Raw genomic sequence first — 16446 nt, forward strand, 5'->3', positions numbered from 1 at the left:
TTTACTCTTTCTCTGCCCAATACATGGTCGTCGTTTTATTTTTAACTGCAGGATAAAACTCAGTTGAAACACCTATCATTCGCTTACCATCAATGTTTAATAAGGTCGGGCGAGGTGGCAAGGTGGTATTCTTTAAATGCACACTACGGTCTGTTGCATCACAGCTGACTTTATCACAGTCTTTGCTTTCATCTAAATTACCAGAGGTATCAACATCGGGTAATACATTTTTATAGTCAGGAGTGCCATCATAAACGTTTACCCGATAGAGCCTAGAAATTCCACGTAAGTTTTGACAGACATTGGCGCCAAGGCGGGGTTGGTATGTGGTAAACCAAATAGCGCCATTAAACGTAATGCTGGAGGCGAGTACCTTTTCTCCTGAGTTTGTTAGCTTGATTTGCCAGCCTTCTGAAGCTTTCAGTGAATTGAGCGCTATGTTTTTTTGTGCATCAGAGCCACTGCCTAATAGATTAGACGTCGCATCATATAAATCAGAAAGCGTTATCTTCGTATAAGTCTTAGCACTGTTATCTAGTGGCTGTTTAAACATATAGAAGCTATCTGCTATCACTGTGTTATTAGGGTGGGCACGGTAGCCGCTACCTATTGCTACAGCAAGGGTTTGGCCGGCGCTGCCTTCAAGAACGGAGATATCCGGTGCGTGATAAAAGCGGCGGTTGCTACTAGCGGTACTGCCTGAAATAGAAGCTATTACGCCACCACCAACGGTTTTCTTGTTATCTTGTGGTAAATCAAAACGCCAGACTTGGCCACCCATGTCGCCAACATAAAATTGATCAGCTTTTTTATCACCGTTGATATCAATGACTTTGATGTCTGAAGGAATACTGTAGCCCATGTTTGTTTTGGACCAAATTAGCGTTCCATCTTCTGCGCCAACAATATAAACCCCATCACCTTTAGTATCACCAGCTCGAGTCGACTTAGCATCTTGCGTTTTGTCATAGCCACCGCCAAAGATTAAGACATCTTTTTCCGAGCTCCCCCACTGAATTTTGGTTTTTATTGGTTTAGACCAGGTTTGACCTAAATCACTGAATCCACTTTTTCCTTTATGGATGCGCCATAATAACTTAGGTTTAGTACGGTCACTGACATCGAGTGCGTAGTAACTCGAGCCACCTCGGCGCATACCACTATAGATATAAACTTTATCATTAGATATTTGCCATTTAACCATCTCGCCATCCATACCGTAGATATGATCGGTTGATTGGATATTAGCCTTGACAGCTTTCTGTATCTTTAAAAGCTCCTGCGGGATGAATGCATAAACTTCCTTGCCTGTTGTTGAGTCAATTGCATGGATATAGCCTTGATTATCACCAAAGAAAATCAAGTCTCCGTTTTTATGCTGAACCTCTATTGGTGTCGAGTGAAGGGGGTCGGCGATACGTTTAGAATCAACCATCCATTTAATTAACGTCTCCTTGTCAGACTCGCTCGTTACTGCAAAGTCCGATATGGTGAAATTACTTGTATCGCTCTTATCAAGTTTGTCTAAATTGGTGTTACCTAAATTGGTAAAGATTGCACGAGAATTACCGCCATCAACATGCTTTTCTATTTGCTCAGCAGCACCACCACTAGCTACTTTAGAGCCGTCAGCTGTTGCTGTCCAATAGCTTCTTGCTGTATCAAGAAACTGCCCTGTTGATGGATTTGTTGCCACTTTACCATCGGCATCAACAACCTTGCCACTGCTGCTTAACTTGTAATGTTTTAGATTGCCGTCCCATGACGCATTGTCGCCTGGTTGAAATAGCGCGAAATAGAGGTTGTTATTATGTGTCAGACGATTAGCTGTATTAATTGAAGCTGGGCTATTTGCAAAGCTAGCTGAATCTTTACGAATTTGACTGGCGATATTTTGGAAAACTTTTAATAAGCTGGCACTATCTGTTGCCGTGCTGTAACGCTTTAGGGCTTGCTCTGTGGGTTCCCCATTTTCGTTAAAATCGCCTTGGGCGGCCAGTGTGGTTAAAAAAGGATCGTTATTATTAAACCCAATAGTGTAAAGCGAAATTTTTTGTTTATCGCTAATTCCATTAACAGCAACCCCTTCAGCTAAGTGTGTTGATAACTCCACACCACATGTTTGTGGATTACCATTGTTGCCAGTTATCTTTTTACACATTTCTGCCCCTGTTAAGGTGGCTATGTCAGTGGTCATCTTATACCACCATTTATTGGTATTATAAGAATCTTTCTTATGATGAGCTGCCCCATCGGTTAACAGCACAATACTGGCTTCATCGTCATTACAAGTATCTGTTAAAGGCGTTTTATAAGTGGGAATGTTACTTTCTGATATTGGGTTGATCTTTACGCCACGACAGAGTGTTGAATTCAGGTTACCTTTGTGGCAGTTTACTGGGTAAGTAATGCTACCACCACTATAACTTGTTGGATAAGCAACGCGTTCATGTACTTGGTCTAGTTCCGTTCTTTCTGTTGCGCTACGCGAGAGAGTTAAACCAGGATTTGAAGGGCTGTCAAGGCGCGCTCCTTGTAAGTATTTGGTAGCTTCTAACAAAGACGGAATAATAGGGGTATGATAGGTTAACTTTTGGTTATCAAGTTCCTCGATCATTTTTTCGCGAGTGTTTATAGTTCGTGAGTAAGGTTCAAACTCAATAAAAAGCGTTGGGCTGTAGCGACCTACAGCATTGATAATACCGTTGGTTTTTAAATCCGAAGCGGCATCAGAGGTGTCAAGAAGTAGAGTTAAATCGTTACCATTTTTCCATTTTGATTGTTCAACGACTTCTTGGATTATATTTTCAAGCCCTGTAATTGTAGTCACCCTTTTACCGCTAGAGTTCCAAAGGTCTGTCGAAACACTTTTATTATTTGAGGTTTTTGTACGTGTTGTTAGGTTGTTGGTTAGCTTTTTTAGTTGTGGTGAACTACTTATTTTATGGGCATAAATCTTAACTTTGGCATTTTTACCATGCTTGGGACAATTGATTTTCTGTTTGTCGCCATTATTTTTTATTTTGATACAGCTATTATGGTGAAAAAACTCAAGAGAAGCTTTTTTTATACTTTGATCACGTGGAATTGTAATGTTAGGGAAGTGTAAAGCAATCATTTCACTATTGTTCACTGGTAGAGCTGTGTTGCTCCCTTTATGATCATAGACGACCACACCATTACTTTTTTCATAAGCGTTATGGCTATTATTAGTGATTGGGCGGTTGATAGCGCTTAGCGTTTCAGTCACTGTTGTGGTTAAGTCTGAGACGGGATACACCACTGCACTGCCGATTTGATTCATTCGCATAATGCCGACTTCGATTTCTTTGGCATCACGGATAAATTCACGCATGGCGCTTTTCATTTGGGTAAGTCGACTCTCAGTGTCTTTTACATGAGCGGACATAGATAGTGATGTATCAAGTATCATCATCACCTTTGGTGTTTTGGCTTCATGCTTGTAAAAAATTTCAGTGTCGTCAGCTTGTGCAGTTGGAATAGCTAATAGCGGCAAAGCCACTCCTGAAAAGAATAGGGCAATTTTACGTGTCCATGTGTTCATCTTGCTTCTCCTTTATTCGTAGCTAATGCCTTGGCTTAGCTTTGTGGTTGCACCTGACTGTGGCATTTTGGCTTCGCTGTCTAATACAAAGCGAACTTCCCCGATGACGACAGAATTTTCATCAGCATTGAGCGAAATTCCTGTTGGTATCGAGCTGACCTTTTTATGTGTATAGGATATCGTAACATCCATATAGCTTGTCTCTAGACCTGTAGCCGTTTTATCAATAGGGGTATCAAAACCTGCGGCCATGGCGGCGGATAATTGAGCGCTGTTACCACCATTGATGATATTTAGAGCTTGGCTCATCGCTCCTTCGGCCGCTTGAAACGTTTGATTATATTGTTGTGCATTGGAGGCCATTTTTTCTTGGTCCGCTGCATCACTTAAACCAGCAATGGAAATTAAGGTAATCACTAATAGTAGTACAAGGCAGATCACTAGTGCGGCACCTTGTTGTTTGATATTTCTACTTTGATGTTTAGTCATTGTTCATCCACCTATTTGGGCTTTCTATATGGTAAGTAATTAATTAAGTGCTCGGTTTCTTATTTTTACAGTAGTGGTAAAAACGTGTCGTAATCGCTTATCTTTGTCATGTTTTACTGTGGTGCTAATACCGATACTTTCACCTGGCAGTTCATAGGTTTTACTATCATTAGTGGTTCGAACTTGGTTTTGGCTAGTAATTAGCAAGCCTAACTGAATGCTTTGAACTTGATTCATGTCAGTTACATTGTCTGCTGTTAAATATCGGGTATTACCATTGGCTAGGACTTCACCGTATAAGAGTTGCATATTTTCAACCCCCTCAATAAGTTCTTCAACTTGATGTGTAGGGGTGGCAGAGTCGAATAAATTTGTTGCTTGATAAAGGGCATAAACATTGTGACCTAGGGCGTTATCCCTACCGGTATCACCAACGAAATAGAACGTCGATTGGTATTTAGCAATTGAAGAGTCATCTTGAAATAACTTCGAGAGGTTGTTGCTGGTATTTGAACCATTTCCGTGGGCTAGGTTTATTGTCGAACCCGAAGCGTTTGGATTATTAGTAACTCTAAAAATGTCAGCATCACTGCAGTCAGATAAGAAAATGAGGTCATTTTGTTTTATATTGGGAGCTGGAGTCGCTTCAATATGAACTTGAGCGTTAACTGATGTTAAGTTGCCACTTAATTTGTTGCTCAAACTCGCCATGCGGCCAATAGCAAAGGCGTCAGTTCCCGTTTTTATTTTTGAAGTAATTGCTGTTGAGTTTTCATAGATAGAGCCAGATGCCCATCCCGAGTCGATTTCAAAACCAACTAATTCATTTTGATTAGCCATAAAACCAGCGGGCATATCTTTAGCTATAACATTAACAATGGGGTCATCATAGCTAATACACCCGCGATAGCCGATCATACGAATATCGCGGCTAAGATATTCTAAACTAAACCGACCCGACTCCTGAATTCGTGAACTGCTTTGGGTATAATTCTGGGTTTGTTTGGTATTTAAATAAAGGCTAAACACGCCACCGATAAGCGTTGAGCTGATTACTAGTGCGATCATCACTTCTACTAAAGTAAAGCCGTGAGTTTGATTGATTGACCGTTGTAATGGATGTTTAGTTTTTCGCATAAATAGTCCCTTAGTTTATTGCGACTTTAAAACTGTAATTGGCTTTTGTTGCTTTTCGTTGAAATGGTGTGTCAGTTTCTTTTACCCATTGTTTGGTTTGCCACTTTATTTTAACTTCAAATAATTGACTGTCATCACTAGTGACTGTTGCTGTTGCTTCTGGGAGCTGACGACGCTTATTGTCATCATTAACCGTTTGTACTGTTAAGGCCCACTGGTAAATATCAAAAGTTGCTAATTGAGTATTGTTACAACCAGTGGTGTTAGCTGAGCAATTTACTTCAGGGGCATTACTTATGTTATCTGTTGATAGAGAATTAAAAGTACCTGCTCTAACTTGTTCACGGTTACTACGCATTCGCTCTATAATGTCTTGGCTAATCGTTACTGCTTGAGAGCGTAAAAAAGCATCATTAGTATTCTCAAGAGAAACAATATGCAATCCGGCGATTCCGAGCATCCCGACTGCCAAGATAGCTACGGCAATCATGACTTCAAGTAGTGTAAAACCACTCTGTGGCAGTTGTTTGATTAAGCGCATGAGATAGTACTCCGCTCACTCTCGCTATAATGGCGCAATTGCCCACCAATATTTAAAGTGATTGCTTTAGCATAATTTTTACCGCGGGAATCGCAAATTTCAATTGTGCCAATTTCATCAGGAGTACCTTTAGATGAAAAAACAATTCGGCTATTGGTTAATGATTTAAAAAACACACTCACATTATTACTATCAACGAGTTCAGTTATTTTTAGTAATGTCTCACCGGTGTTTATATTCGAGTCATCATTTGCATCCAAGCCAACGATTAAAAAGTATCCACTCGAGCTACAAGTTTCGCTATTTGAACTCCGGCAAACCACAACTTGTTGGCCGCGTTTCATCGATTCGCTGCGCGCAAATGTGGTGAGTGTGCTGATGCGATTTGAAGTGTTTATTAACTCGCTATCTTGTAGAAAGCTGCTTAGTTTGGGTACACCAACCGTGAGTAAAATTCCTGCGATAGCGACAGTGATGAGTAATTCAACTAAAGTGAATCCGAATGATTTAACCATAGAATGCGTGCCCAAAAGTCCATTATAAACTTATTGTTACGTTATTTATCCAAAACAAACTGATTAGAGATAACAATAGTGACGCTTCATCATAGCATAGATTTTGGCCAGTTTGTTGACTTGAAATAAGATAATTAGGATAAGGAGTTTTGTAAAATTGGCGACCTAATAGGTATCATATTAGGCCGTCAACTTTAGGTTGATTATTTTAATATTGAGTCGACTGTACCTTGAGCTAGTGGGTGATAGCCAGGGCGCGCTTGTTGATAAACTTTTTGTGCCCACTCTTTACCAGTGGCTGTTTCCGCGAGTTTTTTGTAAAGTGGAACAATTAATTTACGACGACCGATTTCAATTAAGTAATCATCTAATGCATCGTAGATTTCACTGTAACCAGCACGTAATGATAACAAGTACCACGCGTGAGCAATCTCTTTATTAGCACTAGTGGTTAATTGATAGGCTTGATCAAGGGCTGCCATTTTATCTAGTGGTAAGTTCTGTGGCAGGTTATTGATAAAGTGTAACCATTGATGCACTGTCCAATCACTGGTTGGTAATTGAGTTGCCTTTAACTCACCTTGATTAAATGCACTAATTTGTTGGTCGATTAATGTAAATACTGGAGACGTCGGCGTTGGCGTAAAACTAGGTAAGCCCGGAGCAAAGATCCATTCTTTAATTTCCGATTTGCTAACTTTGTTTGGGTATTTATTTAGCAGATTCTTCTCTAAGTAACTATAGAATTGGTGTGTGCCAATGCTCTTAAATGCAAAAGTGTTAAAATATTTTGTAATAAACTGATCGAATGTTTCACGGCCTAAACGCTGCTCTAGGTAAATTAGAAATAGTTGCCCCTTAGTGTACGGAACACTAGAGAATGCGGCATCTGGATCACGGCCCTGTAAGTCAACGTGAAGAACAGTGTCATTACTTGGCATTGTTTTAACCAGCTTACGTAAGTTTTGAGCATCGAGTGCTTGTTCCATCATTGCACGTTTATGGCCAAACACTTCTTCCATGATGCGATTTTCAACATACGAAGTAAAACCTTCGTTCAACCATAGGTCACGCCAGCTTTCATTAGTTACCAAGTTACCTGACCATGAATGGGCAAGTTCATGCGCAATTAAGTTTACTAAGCTTTTATCACCAGCAATGACTGTCGGTGTAATAAATGATAGGCGAGGGTTTTCCATACCTCCGAATGGGAAGCTTGGTGGCAGGATGAGCAAGTCATAACGGCCCCAGCGATATGGACCAAACATTTTTTCAGTTTCGTCGATCATCTTTTGAGTGTCATTGAACTCCGCCGCAGCAGACTCAAGTACGCTTGGTTCAGCGTAAACACCAGTGATATCACTCATTGCTTTAAATTCCAAGTCACCAACAGCGATTGCTATTAAGTACGGAGGAATAGCTTGCGGCATATTAAAGAAGTAATCACCGTCACGCTCAGTGGTCGGTTCATTATTAGCACTCATTACCGCCAGAACTGATTTATCGGTACGAATTCGCGCATCATAAGTTAAGCGTACACTTGGCGTGTCTTGAACAGGAATCCAACTCCTCGCATGGATTGCTTGGTTTTGGCTAAACATGTATGGCAGTTTTTTACCTGCTGTTTGTTCGGGGGTTAACCATTGTAAGCCAGACGCTTTTTCTGTTGACTGATAATAAATGCGTAACGTTTTTGCTTGAAACTTAGGCTTAATGGTTAACTTAGCACCCATAACATCATCACGAGGCGCTAATTGATAAGGTGCTTGCGTCCAGTGACCTTGTGCTGATTTAGCATAAACTCGGTCAATGATTAAATCTCGGGTATCTAAAATAACTTGAGATTCGTTGCTCGCAGTCCAAGACAAATTCAAATCAACAAACCCTTTTAACGCTTTATTGTCAAAGTCGACATCTAAGTCGAGAGTGAGGTGAGTTACTTTTACTTGATCATAGTTAGCGTAAGTTAAATCATCATTCTTCTGGCTACTAGCCTGTGAAAATGATGTAAACAATAGTGTAGTTGCTATTGCTGCTAGGTTTAAAAACCTCATATTAGTTTTCCATAGGATAAAAGAATTATTTTAATTGCTTTTATATTTTATACAAACCTAATTGAGCATTAATTTTTACTACGGATGAGGAGGGTAAGGAATAAATAACACTTTATATAAGTTCTGTATTGCTAAATAAGAGTCTAAATCGGCTGGATATCCGTCAAAATACTGATGTCTTTAATTATCGAAGTGTTACAATAGCGTTAATATTAAGAATATAGGATCTGTACCATGAAAAAAGTTGAGGCAATTATAAAGCCATTTAAGCTTGATGATGTAAGAGAAGCATTAGCGGATATTGATGTTACGGGCATGACCGTATCTGAAGTTAAAGGCTTTGGACGTCAAAAGGGCCACACAGAACTCTATCGTGGTGCAGAATATATGGTCGATTTTCTTCCAAAAGTAAAACTTGAAATCGTTATCGATGATGAGATGCTTGATCGCTGTGTTGAAACTATTCAGGCGGCGGCGTTAACTCAAAAAATCGGTGATGGAAAAATCTTTGTGAGTGATATTGAACGTGTGATTCGTATCCGAACTGGTGAAGAGAATGAAGATGCGATTTAGATAATCGCATAACGTGAGCAGCGTTTAAAGCAAAGTTAAAAAGTCAAAAAAAGGCTCAGGGTAACAACTTATTACCCTGAGCCTTTTTTGTTACTGTGCTATCTATTATTTTGCAAAGTTCTGTTTAAGAATAAGATCTGTTTTTGTCGCTAGATCATCTTGTTTCAATGCAATATAAGATGCTTTCATGATTTCTAACGCATTTTTAGTCGAACCAGTGTCAGTGAAACTTTCTAAAATTTGTTTCGAACGATTTATTGCAGCCACATAAATCTTTCGCTCAAAGTAATAATTTGCGATTGCTAAATGATGTTTTGCTAGACGATTTTTTAGTGCCGTCATTCGTTGTTTGGCATCAGCAGCATAAAGGCTGTTCGGCTTACTAATTAGCAATTGTTTAAAGTCATTAAATGCTTGAGTCGCAAACTGTGGGTCACGGTCACTACGGTCGATTTCTAACATTTCATGAAACATGTTCTGATCCGACTGCATGTTTGATAAGCCGCGCATATAATACACATAATCAATGTCAGGATGAGTAGGGTTTAGACGTAGAAAACGGTCGATACTTGCTAATGCCTGATCATTATTGCCTGCTCGGTAATAAGCGTAAATAAGATCTAATTGAACTTGAGTCGCTTGTGGACCAAATGGGTAACGAGATTCTAATGCTTCTAACACTCGAGTCGCTTTTAGAATGTTTCCTAAATCTAGAGACTTTTGTGCAGTTTGGTACATTCGCTCTGGCGCAGTAATTTGTACTTCTGTTTCTTCAACGTTGCTAGCGCAGCCTGATAAACCTAAGGCTAAAACTAAAGAAATTGGTAATAGGGTGCGTTTTTTATACATCATTTTTTTCAATATCCTCACAGAATCGACAAGTATCTATTAAGCTGAAGCAAAATAAAAGATACAATAGACACTAATCGCGGGTTTTTTTGATTAATTCAATGCCCAATAGTTCCCTAACAGTAGATATTTTAATGAATCAAGCCATACAATTATCAGCAACAGTCTCAATTGAGCAATGTGATCAACGTTTAGATCAAGCAATTGCTGAGTTATTTAGTGATTATTCTCGTAGCCGTCTTAAAGAGTGGATCTTAGCTGGCTATGTCAGTGTCGACGGTCAGGTTGTAACTAAAGCCCGTGCCAAAGTCCTCGGTGAAGAGTTAATTGAAATCGATGCAATCATCGAAATCGAAGAACGTCATAAGCCAGAGCCAATTGATTTAAATATTGTTTATGAAGATGAACATATTTTAGTTATTAATAAGCCTGCAGGCCTTGTTGTTCATCCAGGAGCAGGTAATCCAGATGGCACAGTGTTAAATGCCTTATTGAATCATTTCCCGGAGATTGAGAGTGTGCCGCGCGCTGGTATCGTTCATCGCTTAGATAAAGATACAACGGGATTAATGGTTGTTGCTAAGACTATCCCTGCTCAAACGAAGTTAGTAGCAATGATTCAAAAACGTAATATTATCCGTGAATATGAAGCAATTGCTATTGGTCAAATGACTGCTGGCGGTAAAATTGAAGCGCCTATTGCCCGTCATGCCACCAAACGAACACATATGGCTGTAGACCCTGAAGGTAAAGAAGCGATTACTCGTTATCGCATTGCTGAAAAATTTCGTGCTCATACACGATTACGCTTACGTCTAGAAACGGGCCGTACTCACCAAATTCGTGTTCATATGTCTTATATGCGTCATGCTTTATTAGGTGATCCTGTCTATGGTGGCCGCCCTCGTCCAATTAAGCACTCTAGTGAAGAATTGATAGAGGCTATGCGTGGCTTTAAACGTCAGGCACTTCATGCAATTAAACTGCAATTAGAGCACCCTATCACGGGTGAACTGATGCGCTGGCAAGCTCCTGTGCCAGAAGATATGCAACGCATGACTGAATTATTGCGTCAAGATACATTAGATAATCAGCCTCAGTAACTCGCATATCAACTGAATTAGGACGCTCAAGTTTTCTTTTTATACTTGAGCGATTTAACACACACTTCACTCAAATGGGTGTTTTAGTTTAGGAGTTCTATCTCTTGATTATTCCTGATTGGCCTGCACCAAAACATATCAAAGCAATGTGTACTACTCGTTTTGGTGGAGTGAGTAAGCCACCTTTTAACAGTAATAATTTGGCGCTACATGTTAATGATAATGTTGATGATGTTAATGCTAATAGGTTAGCGTTGAGGGAGCTTCTACCCACGAATCCTGTGTGGCTAAATCAACAACACACTACTGATGTTTTAACGCTCGATGAAAAATCTGCGGCTAAAGCTGTTTCTATTGCTGATGCTAGTGAAACGTCAGTGAGAAAAGTTGTGTGTTGTGTGATGACCGCTGATTGTTTGCCGATATTGTTAACTGATCAATATGGCGAACAAGTGGCAGCCATTCATGCAGGGTGGCGAGGTATGGCTGATGGTATTATTGAAAAAACGCTAGAGTCTTTTAACGCCAGAACAAGTCAAATTTATGCGTGGCTAGGCCCTGCAATTAGTCAGAAACATTTTGAAGTCGGTCAGGATGTTTTTGATGCTTTTTGTCATCATTGTCCAACGGACAAGCTACACTTTACTCCCGTTAAGGGGAAGTATTATGCCAATTTATATCAACTTGCCATTGCAAGATTAACTCGTTGTGGTGTCAACGATATTAGTGGTGGAGAGTATTGTACTTTTGAGCAATCTGATTTATTTTTTTCTTTTCGGCGAGAAGGTGTTACCGGGCGTATGGCTAGTGTCATTTGGATTGAGTAACTTTTAACCTCATTTATTACGCCAAGTTTGTTGAAAAAATATTCAGTAGAGCCCCTTGGTTTTTTGATAAAAATGCCCATCTCTATAGTTAACAGTTTGTTATTAGGAGAACACAAATGCGCTTAGATCGGCTAACCAGTAAATTCCAACTTGCTATTTCCGATGCTCAGTCAATCGCATTGGGGCGAGACCATCAGTTTATTGAACCTGTTCACTTATTTTCAGCATTATTAAATCAAGAAGGTGGCAGTACTCGTGCCTTGCTTGTCGAATGTCAGTGTGATGTTAGTACTATTCGCAGTCGTTTAGCTCAGTCATTAGATCGGCTGGCTCGCGTTGATGGTATTAGTGGTGATATTCAATTATCAAATGCAATGATTTCTCTTCTAAATATTTGCGACAAATTGGCGCAAAAACGTAAAGACCGGTATATATCGAGTGAGTTATTTATTCTTGCTGCATTAAACGATAAGAGTGCTTTGGGTGAAATTTTACGTAAAGCTAATTTAACAGAAGATGTACTTAATAAGGCCATTGAAAAAATTCGTGGTGGTCAAAAGGTTGACGATCAAAGTGCGGAGGATCAGCGTCAAGCACTCGATAAATTTACCGTTGATTTAACTGAACGGGCTGAACAAGGGCGTTTAGACCCAGTAATCGGTCGTGATGATGAAATCAGGCGCACTATTCAAGTACTACAACGTCGCACCAAGAATAATCCCGTATTAATTGGCGAGCCAGGTGTGGGTAAAACCGCAATAGTTGAGGGCTTAGCCCAGCGCATCATTAATGGTGAAGTTCCTGAGGGAATTAAGAATAAGCGAGTACTGTCTCTTGATATGGGCGCACTATTAGCTGGAGCGAAGTATCGTGGTGAATTTGAAGAGAGACTTAAGGGTGTTTTAAATGAGTTAGCCAAAGAAGAAGGGCAGATTATTCTATTCATCGATGAGTTACACACTATGGTTGGTGCTGGTAAATCTGATGGTGCAATGGACGCTGGTAATATGCTTAAGCCAGCGCTGGCTCGTGGAGACTTACACTGTGTCGGCGCAACTACACTGGATGAGTATCGCCAGTATGTAGAGAAAGATGCAGCATTAGAACGTCGCTTCCAAAAAGTCCAAGTTGACCAACCAACAGTTGAAGATACGATTGCTATTTTACGTGGTTTAAAAGAGCGCTATGAGTTACACCACGCCGTAGAAATAACCGACCCAGGCATTGTTGCCGCGGCATTATTATCTCATCGCTACATCACTGATCGACAGTTACCTGATAAAGCAATTGATTTAATTGATGAGGCTGCATCGTCTATTCGTATGGCGATAGACTCCAAACCGGAAGCTCTTGATCGATTAGAGCGAAAAATTATTCAACTGAAGTTAGAGAAGCAAGCACTCGTCAATGAAGAAGATGAAGGCTCTAAAAAACGTTTAAGCAAATTAGAGCAAGATTTAACTGGTTTTGAACAAGAGTTCTCAGAGCTTGATGAAGTATGGAATGCTGAGAAAGCGTCAATCTCTGGTGCGCAAAATATTAAGACAGACCTTGAGCAGGCGAGGCAGGATCTTGAAGTGGCAAAACGTGCGACTGACTTGAATCGAATGTCGGAGCTTCAATATGGGCGTATTCCAGAGCTCGAACGACAATTAGATCTAGCCTCACAAGTTGATATGCATGAAATGACCTTACTTAAGCATAAAGTAACAGCCGATGAGATAGCTGAGGTGGTGGCTCGTGCGACAGGCATTCCTGTTAGTAAAATGCTTGAAGGCGAAAAAGATAAGTTGCTACGAATGGAGAGCTATCTGCATCAACAAGTCATAGGGCAACAAGAAGCAGTTAATGCTGTGTCCAATGCAATACGCCGCTCTCGTGCCGGCCTATCTGATCCGAATCGACCTATTGGTTCTTTTTTGTTCCTAGGACCAACGGGGGTTGGTAAGACAGAGCTGTGTAAAGCACTGGCAAACTATATGTTTGACGATACTAATGCGATGGTACGGATTGACATGTCCGAGTTTATGGAAAAACACTCTGTAGCAAGACTGATTGGTGCCCCTCCTGGCTATGTCGGCTATGAAGAAGGCGGTTACCTGACAGAAGCTGTTCGCCGTAAGCCCTATTCAGTATTATTATTAGATGAGATTGAGAAGGCACATCCCGATGTCTTTAATATATTACTGCAAGTATTGGATGATGGCAGGTTAACCGACGGGCAGGGCCGTACAGTCGATTTTAGAAATACAGTAATTATAATGACGTCGAATTTAGGTTCAGATATTATCCAAGATAAAGCAGGAAGTCTAAATCAGAACGAACTGAAAACTGAAGTAATGACCGTGGTTAAACAATACTTTAAACCAGAGTTTTTAAATCGTCTAGATGAGAATGTTGTGTTTCATGCTCTAGCACTTGAAAATATTAAGCTTATTGCAGGGTTGCAGTTGCAGCATTTAAAACAGCGTCTTGAGGCACAAGAAATTGAGCTAGTGGTAACAGAGGATGCGTTAAATGCATTAGCTGAAATTGGTTTTGATCCTGTGTATGGAGCACGGCCGTTGAAAAGGGCGATACAGCAACTGGAAAATCCATTAGCACAATATATTCTTTCTGGTGAGTTTGGTGCTAATGATTTGGTCACTGTTGATGTAGAAGGGGGCGACTTCATATTTACTAAACAGTAAAGGCATCTCATTTTAAACTAACTAGATGTTAGTCATTTCTTACAGAATAAAGCAGCTTGTTTCTTCGCTAACTCAAGCTGCTTTTTTTTATCATCAGCTGATAGCGGAGATAAGTTCCCTTCGGCATCTTGTTGATTAATATTATCGAATGCACGTAGAATTTCGATGTTTTTAGTGGCAATAGCACAGTTTTCAATGGCAATACGTTCAAGTTCTTGAGCGGCATTCAGTGGCTTGTCTTTATTTAACTGTGACACTGACTTAAATGACGATGGGTACTTTTTGGTTATATTCTTAATTTTATCTGGGGCGATATTCTCAGGTTTGCTATGGCTAAAATGGGTCACACCGTTTTTGTCGACCCATTGATAAATATCTTTGGCAAATGTATAGCTCGTAAAAAAAAGGCTAATTAAAAGAATAACTCTCATTGTTCGTTCCTTCTAATGTTTGAGTTTGATGATATCAACAACTTGTCCTAATTCTAGACTAGAACAGTTAATAGAACAATTCTATCCCGCTCGGCCATCGACTCGTGCTTTGGTTAAGATAGGCCAATAAATAATACTAAATATAAGAAAACAAATGACCCATAGCAACGCACTGATTTGATAGCTGATAAGAGTAAAGTAGGGAGTAACTATTGGAAGTAACCCTCGCACTAATGCTGCGATAAAAATACTAACAAAGGCAAAAGGCATGAGTTTATGGACAAGTAACGGTCGGCCTGTATGACCAAGTGAAACCCGAGACATCATAGCAACGATTAATCCAGCCATTGCGCCGATAGTTAACAGGTGTAGTAGAGACATCGCATGTTGTGGGGTAAACATACTAGCTAACCCATAGCCTAACAAGCCGGATGTAATAAATAGATAGGCTATGTGTAGGGACCACAATAAAGGGACAGGAATAGTGAGAAGAGGGCGCCAACGTAATATTCTGATTAAATTAGCAATACCAGAAACAACTAATAACCAGTGTGATTGATCTGTTCTGATGCTCTCAATGAATAAGAAAAGTAAGTGGACGGTGATAAAAATGATGAGTGGGCCAACAGAAAAAAACTCGACCCAGTTGTTTGTTGCTACTTTTTCAGTTTGTGTACCGCGAGCAGTAAAAAATGGAATAACTCGCCCGCCAATAATGCACATAATTAATGTGATAAGAATGATCATTAGTGGGCTAAGAGACTTCATTAGAAGCTGATTAGAATCAATGAGCGCAATATGACTAGCTAAATTAGTGAAGGCAAAAACGATTAATATAGGAACAAAAAATAAATTTCGCCATTGCTTAACTTTAAATACACTGCGGGCAATAAAAAAAGCAGCCAGTAAAGGAGGGGTTATATCTATCAGAGCGATGAAGTAATTAGGTGTGAAATCTATAGCTAAAGTAATTCTTGCTATTAACCAAGTGAAGAAAAGCACTGCGAGTGGCCAACCACTGACACCGGGAACATTAGTCCAATTCTGAATAGCCGTTAATAGAAAACCAATGATTACCGCTAATGCAAAGCCAAAGATCATTTCATGACTATGCCACCAATAGAGATCTCCGTAAGGAGCAAAGGAAATTAAGCCTGATAGTGCCAACCCCCACAATGTGATTGTAACGATAGCAAATAAAGCCGCCCCGAGAAACATAGGCCTAAAGGCTAGACGGAATAGAGGTGGGATTGTTAATGCTTTGTCGTTATCGGTTATCTGTATCATTGAAAGCCTAGAGAAATAAATGGGCGGTTATTATATAAGTATGCAGCTTGATAAGGGCGGCCAGGATGATATTAATCAATTTATAAGCGTATAGGTTAATAATGAAACAGCTAAACGTTATTTTGTAAATTAATTAAAAAAGCTCTTGCCATGTGTCAGAGGATCCCTATAATGCGCATCCACTGACACGGGGAAGCAACTGCTAGAGCGCTAAGACACTAAGAGTCTAGGTAACTTGAAAGGCACTAGCAACACGGGTTAGCGAAGGAAAACGATTAGTTTAAAACGTTTTAAATCACTTTTTAAAGAGTGTTTTAAAATAAAGTAAAATTAAGTGTTGACTTCAACACTGGGAAGCGTATTATGCACCTCCCAACGCAACGGA

General features: G+C 40.0%; 13 protein-coding genes. 4 read left to right on the top strand and 9 right to left on the bottom strand.

Going from position 1 to position 16446, the window contains the following annotated elements:
• Position 1: 1 nt before the first annotated feature.
• The 6 genes from Q8W26_RS11895 to Q8W26_RS11920 form a co-directional block, all read right to left on the bottom strand.
• A complete protein-coding gene (locus Q8W26_RS11895) occupies positions 2–3565 on the bottom strand; it encodes a PilC/PilY family type IV pilus protein (RefSeq protein WP_101214810.1) in 3564 nt (1187 codons plus the stop codon).
• A 12-nt stretch (positions 3566–3577) separates the two neighbouring features.
• Positions 3578–4054: a PilX N-terminal domain-containing pilus assembly protein gene (locus Q8W26_RS11900; RefSeq protein WP_101214809.1), complete on the bottom strand. Its 477-nt coding sequence runs from the start codon at positions 4052–4054 to the stop codon at positions 3578–3580.
• Positions 4055–4093: 39 nt separating this feature from the next.
• Positions 4094–5191, bottom strand: coding sequence for a PilW family protein (locus tag Q8W26_RS11905; RefSeq protein ID WP_101214911.1), 1098 nt, complete (start codon positions 5189–5191; stop codon positions 4094–4096).
• A gap of 10 nt (positions 5192–5201) precedes the next feature.
• Positions 5202–5732 (bottom strand): type IV pilus modification protein PilV, encoded by a 531-nt coding sequence (pilV, locus tag Q8W26_RS11910; RefSeq protein WP_101214808.1) that lies wholly within the window; start codon positions 5730–5732, stop codon positions 5202–5204.
• On the bottom strand, positions 5723–6247 hold the full coding sequence (locus Q8W26_RS11915; protein WP_101214910.1) for a GspH/FimT family pseudopilin: 525 nt from the start codon (positions 6245–6247) through the stop codon (positions 5723–5725). The genes pilV and Q8W26_RS11915 overlap by 10 nt, the downstream gene beginning before the upstream one ends.
• A 203-nt stretch (positions 6248–6450) precedes the next feature.
• Positions 6451–8301 carry a M1 family metallopeptidase gene (locus Q8W26_RS11920; protein ID WP_101214807.1) on the bottom strand — a complete coding sequence of 617 codons (1851 nt, stop codon included), beginning with the start codon at positions 8299–8301 and terminating at the stop codon, positions 6451–6453.
• A 234-nt stretch (positions 8302–8535) separates the two neighbouring features.
• Here Q8W26_RS11920 and Q8W26_RS11925 point away from each other — a divergent pair, with 234 nt between their 5' ends.
• Positions 8536–8874: a P-II family nitrogen regulator gene (locus tag Q8W26_RS11925; protein WP_101214806.1), complete on the top strand. Its 339-nt coding sequence runs from the start codon at positions 8536–8538 to the stop codon at positions 8872–8874.
• 105 nt (positions 8875–8979) lie between these two features.
• On the opposite strand, the gene Q8W26_RS11930 is transcribed toward Q8W26_RS11925, so the two are convergent.
• Complete coding sequence (locus Q8W26_RS11930; protein WP_305473468.1) at positions 8980–9726, bottom strand: outer membrane protein assembly factor BamD; 747 nt, start codon at positions 9724–9726, stop codon at positions 8980–8982.
• A 131-nt stretch (positions 9727–9857) separates the two neighbouring features.
• Between Q8W26_RS11930 and rluD the strand changes: the two genes are divergently transcribed.
• From rluD to clpB, 3 genes are all read left to right on the top strand, one after another.
• The gene (rluD, locus tag Q8W26_RS11935; protein ID WP_101214805.1) at positions 9858–10826 is read left to right on the top strand and encodes a 23S rRNA pseudouridine(1911/1915/1917) synthase RluD; all 969 of its coding nucleotides are present in this window, start codon (positions 9858–9860) and stop codon (positions 10824–10826) included.
• Positions 10827–10930: 104 nt separating this feature from the next.
• Complete coding sequence (pgeF, locus tag Q8W26_RS11940; protein WP_370694281.1) at positions 10931–11653, top strand: peptidoglycan editing factor PgeF; 723 nt, start codon at positions 10931–10933, stop codon at positions 11651–11653.
• A gap of 116 nt (positions 11654–11769) precedes the next feature.
• A complete protein-coding gene (clpB, locus tag Q8W26_RS11945) occupies positions 11770–14343 on the top strand; it encodes an ATP-dependent chaperone ClpB (protein WP_101214804.1) in 2574 nt (857 codons plus the stop codon).
• Between the two features lie 32 nt (positions 14344–14375).
• Here the strand turns inward: clpB and Q8W26_RS11950 are convergent, their stop codons facing one another.
• Together Q8W26_RS11950 and Q8W26_RS11955 are read right to left on the bottom strand one after the other, a co-directional pair.
• Entirely contained in the window at positions 14376–14774 is a 399-nt protein-coding gene (locus tag Q8W26_RS11950; protein ID WP_101214803.1) for a DUF4124 domain-containing protein, read from the bottom strand.
• An 81-nt stretch (positions 14775–14855) separates the two neighbouring features.
• On the bottom strand, positions 14856–16061 hold the full coding sequence (locus Q8W26_RS11955; protein ID WP_101214802.1) for an NnrS family protein: 1206 nt from the start codon (positions 16059–16061) through the stop codon (positions 14856–14858).
• Positions 16062–16446 lie beyond the last annotated feature (385 nt).

The sequence above is a fragment of the Psychrobium sp. 1_MG-2023 genome (genome assembly GCF_030689115.1).
Lineage (GTDB): Bacteria > Pseudomonadota > Gammaproteobacteria > Enterobacterales > Psychrobiaceae > Psychrobium.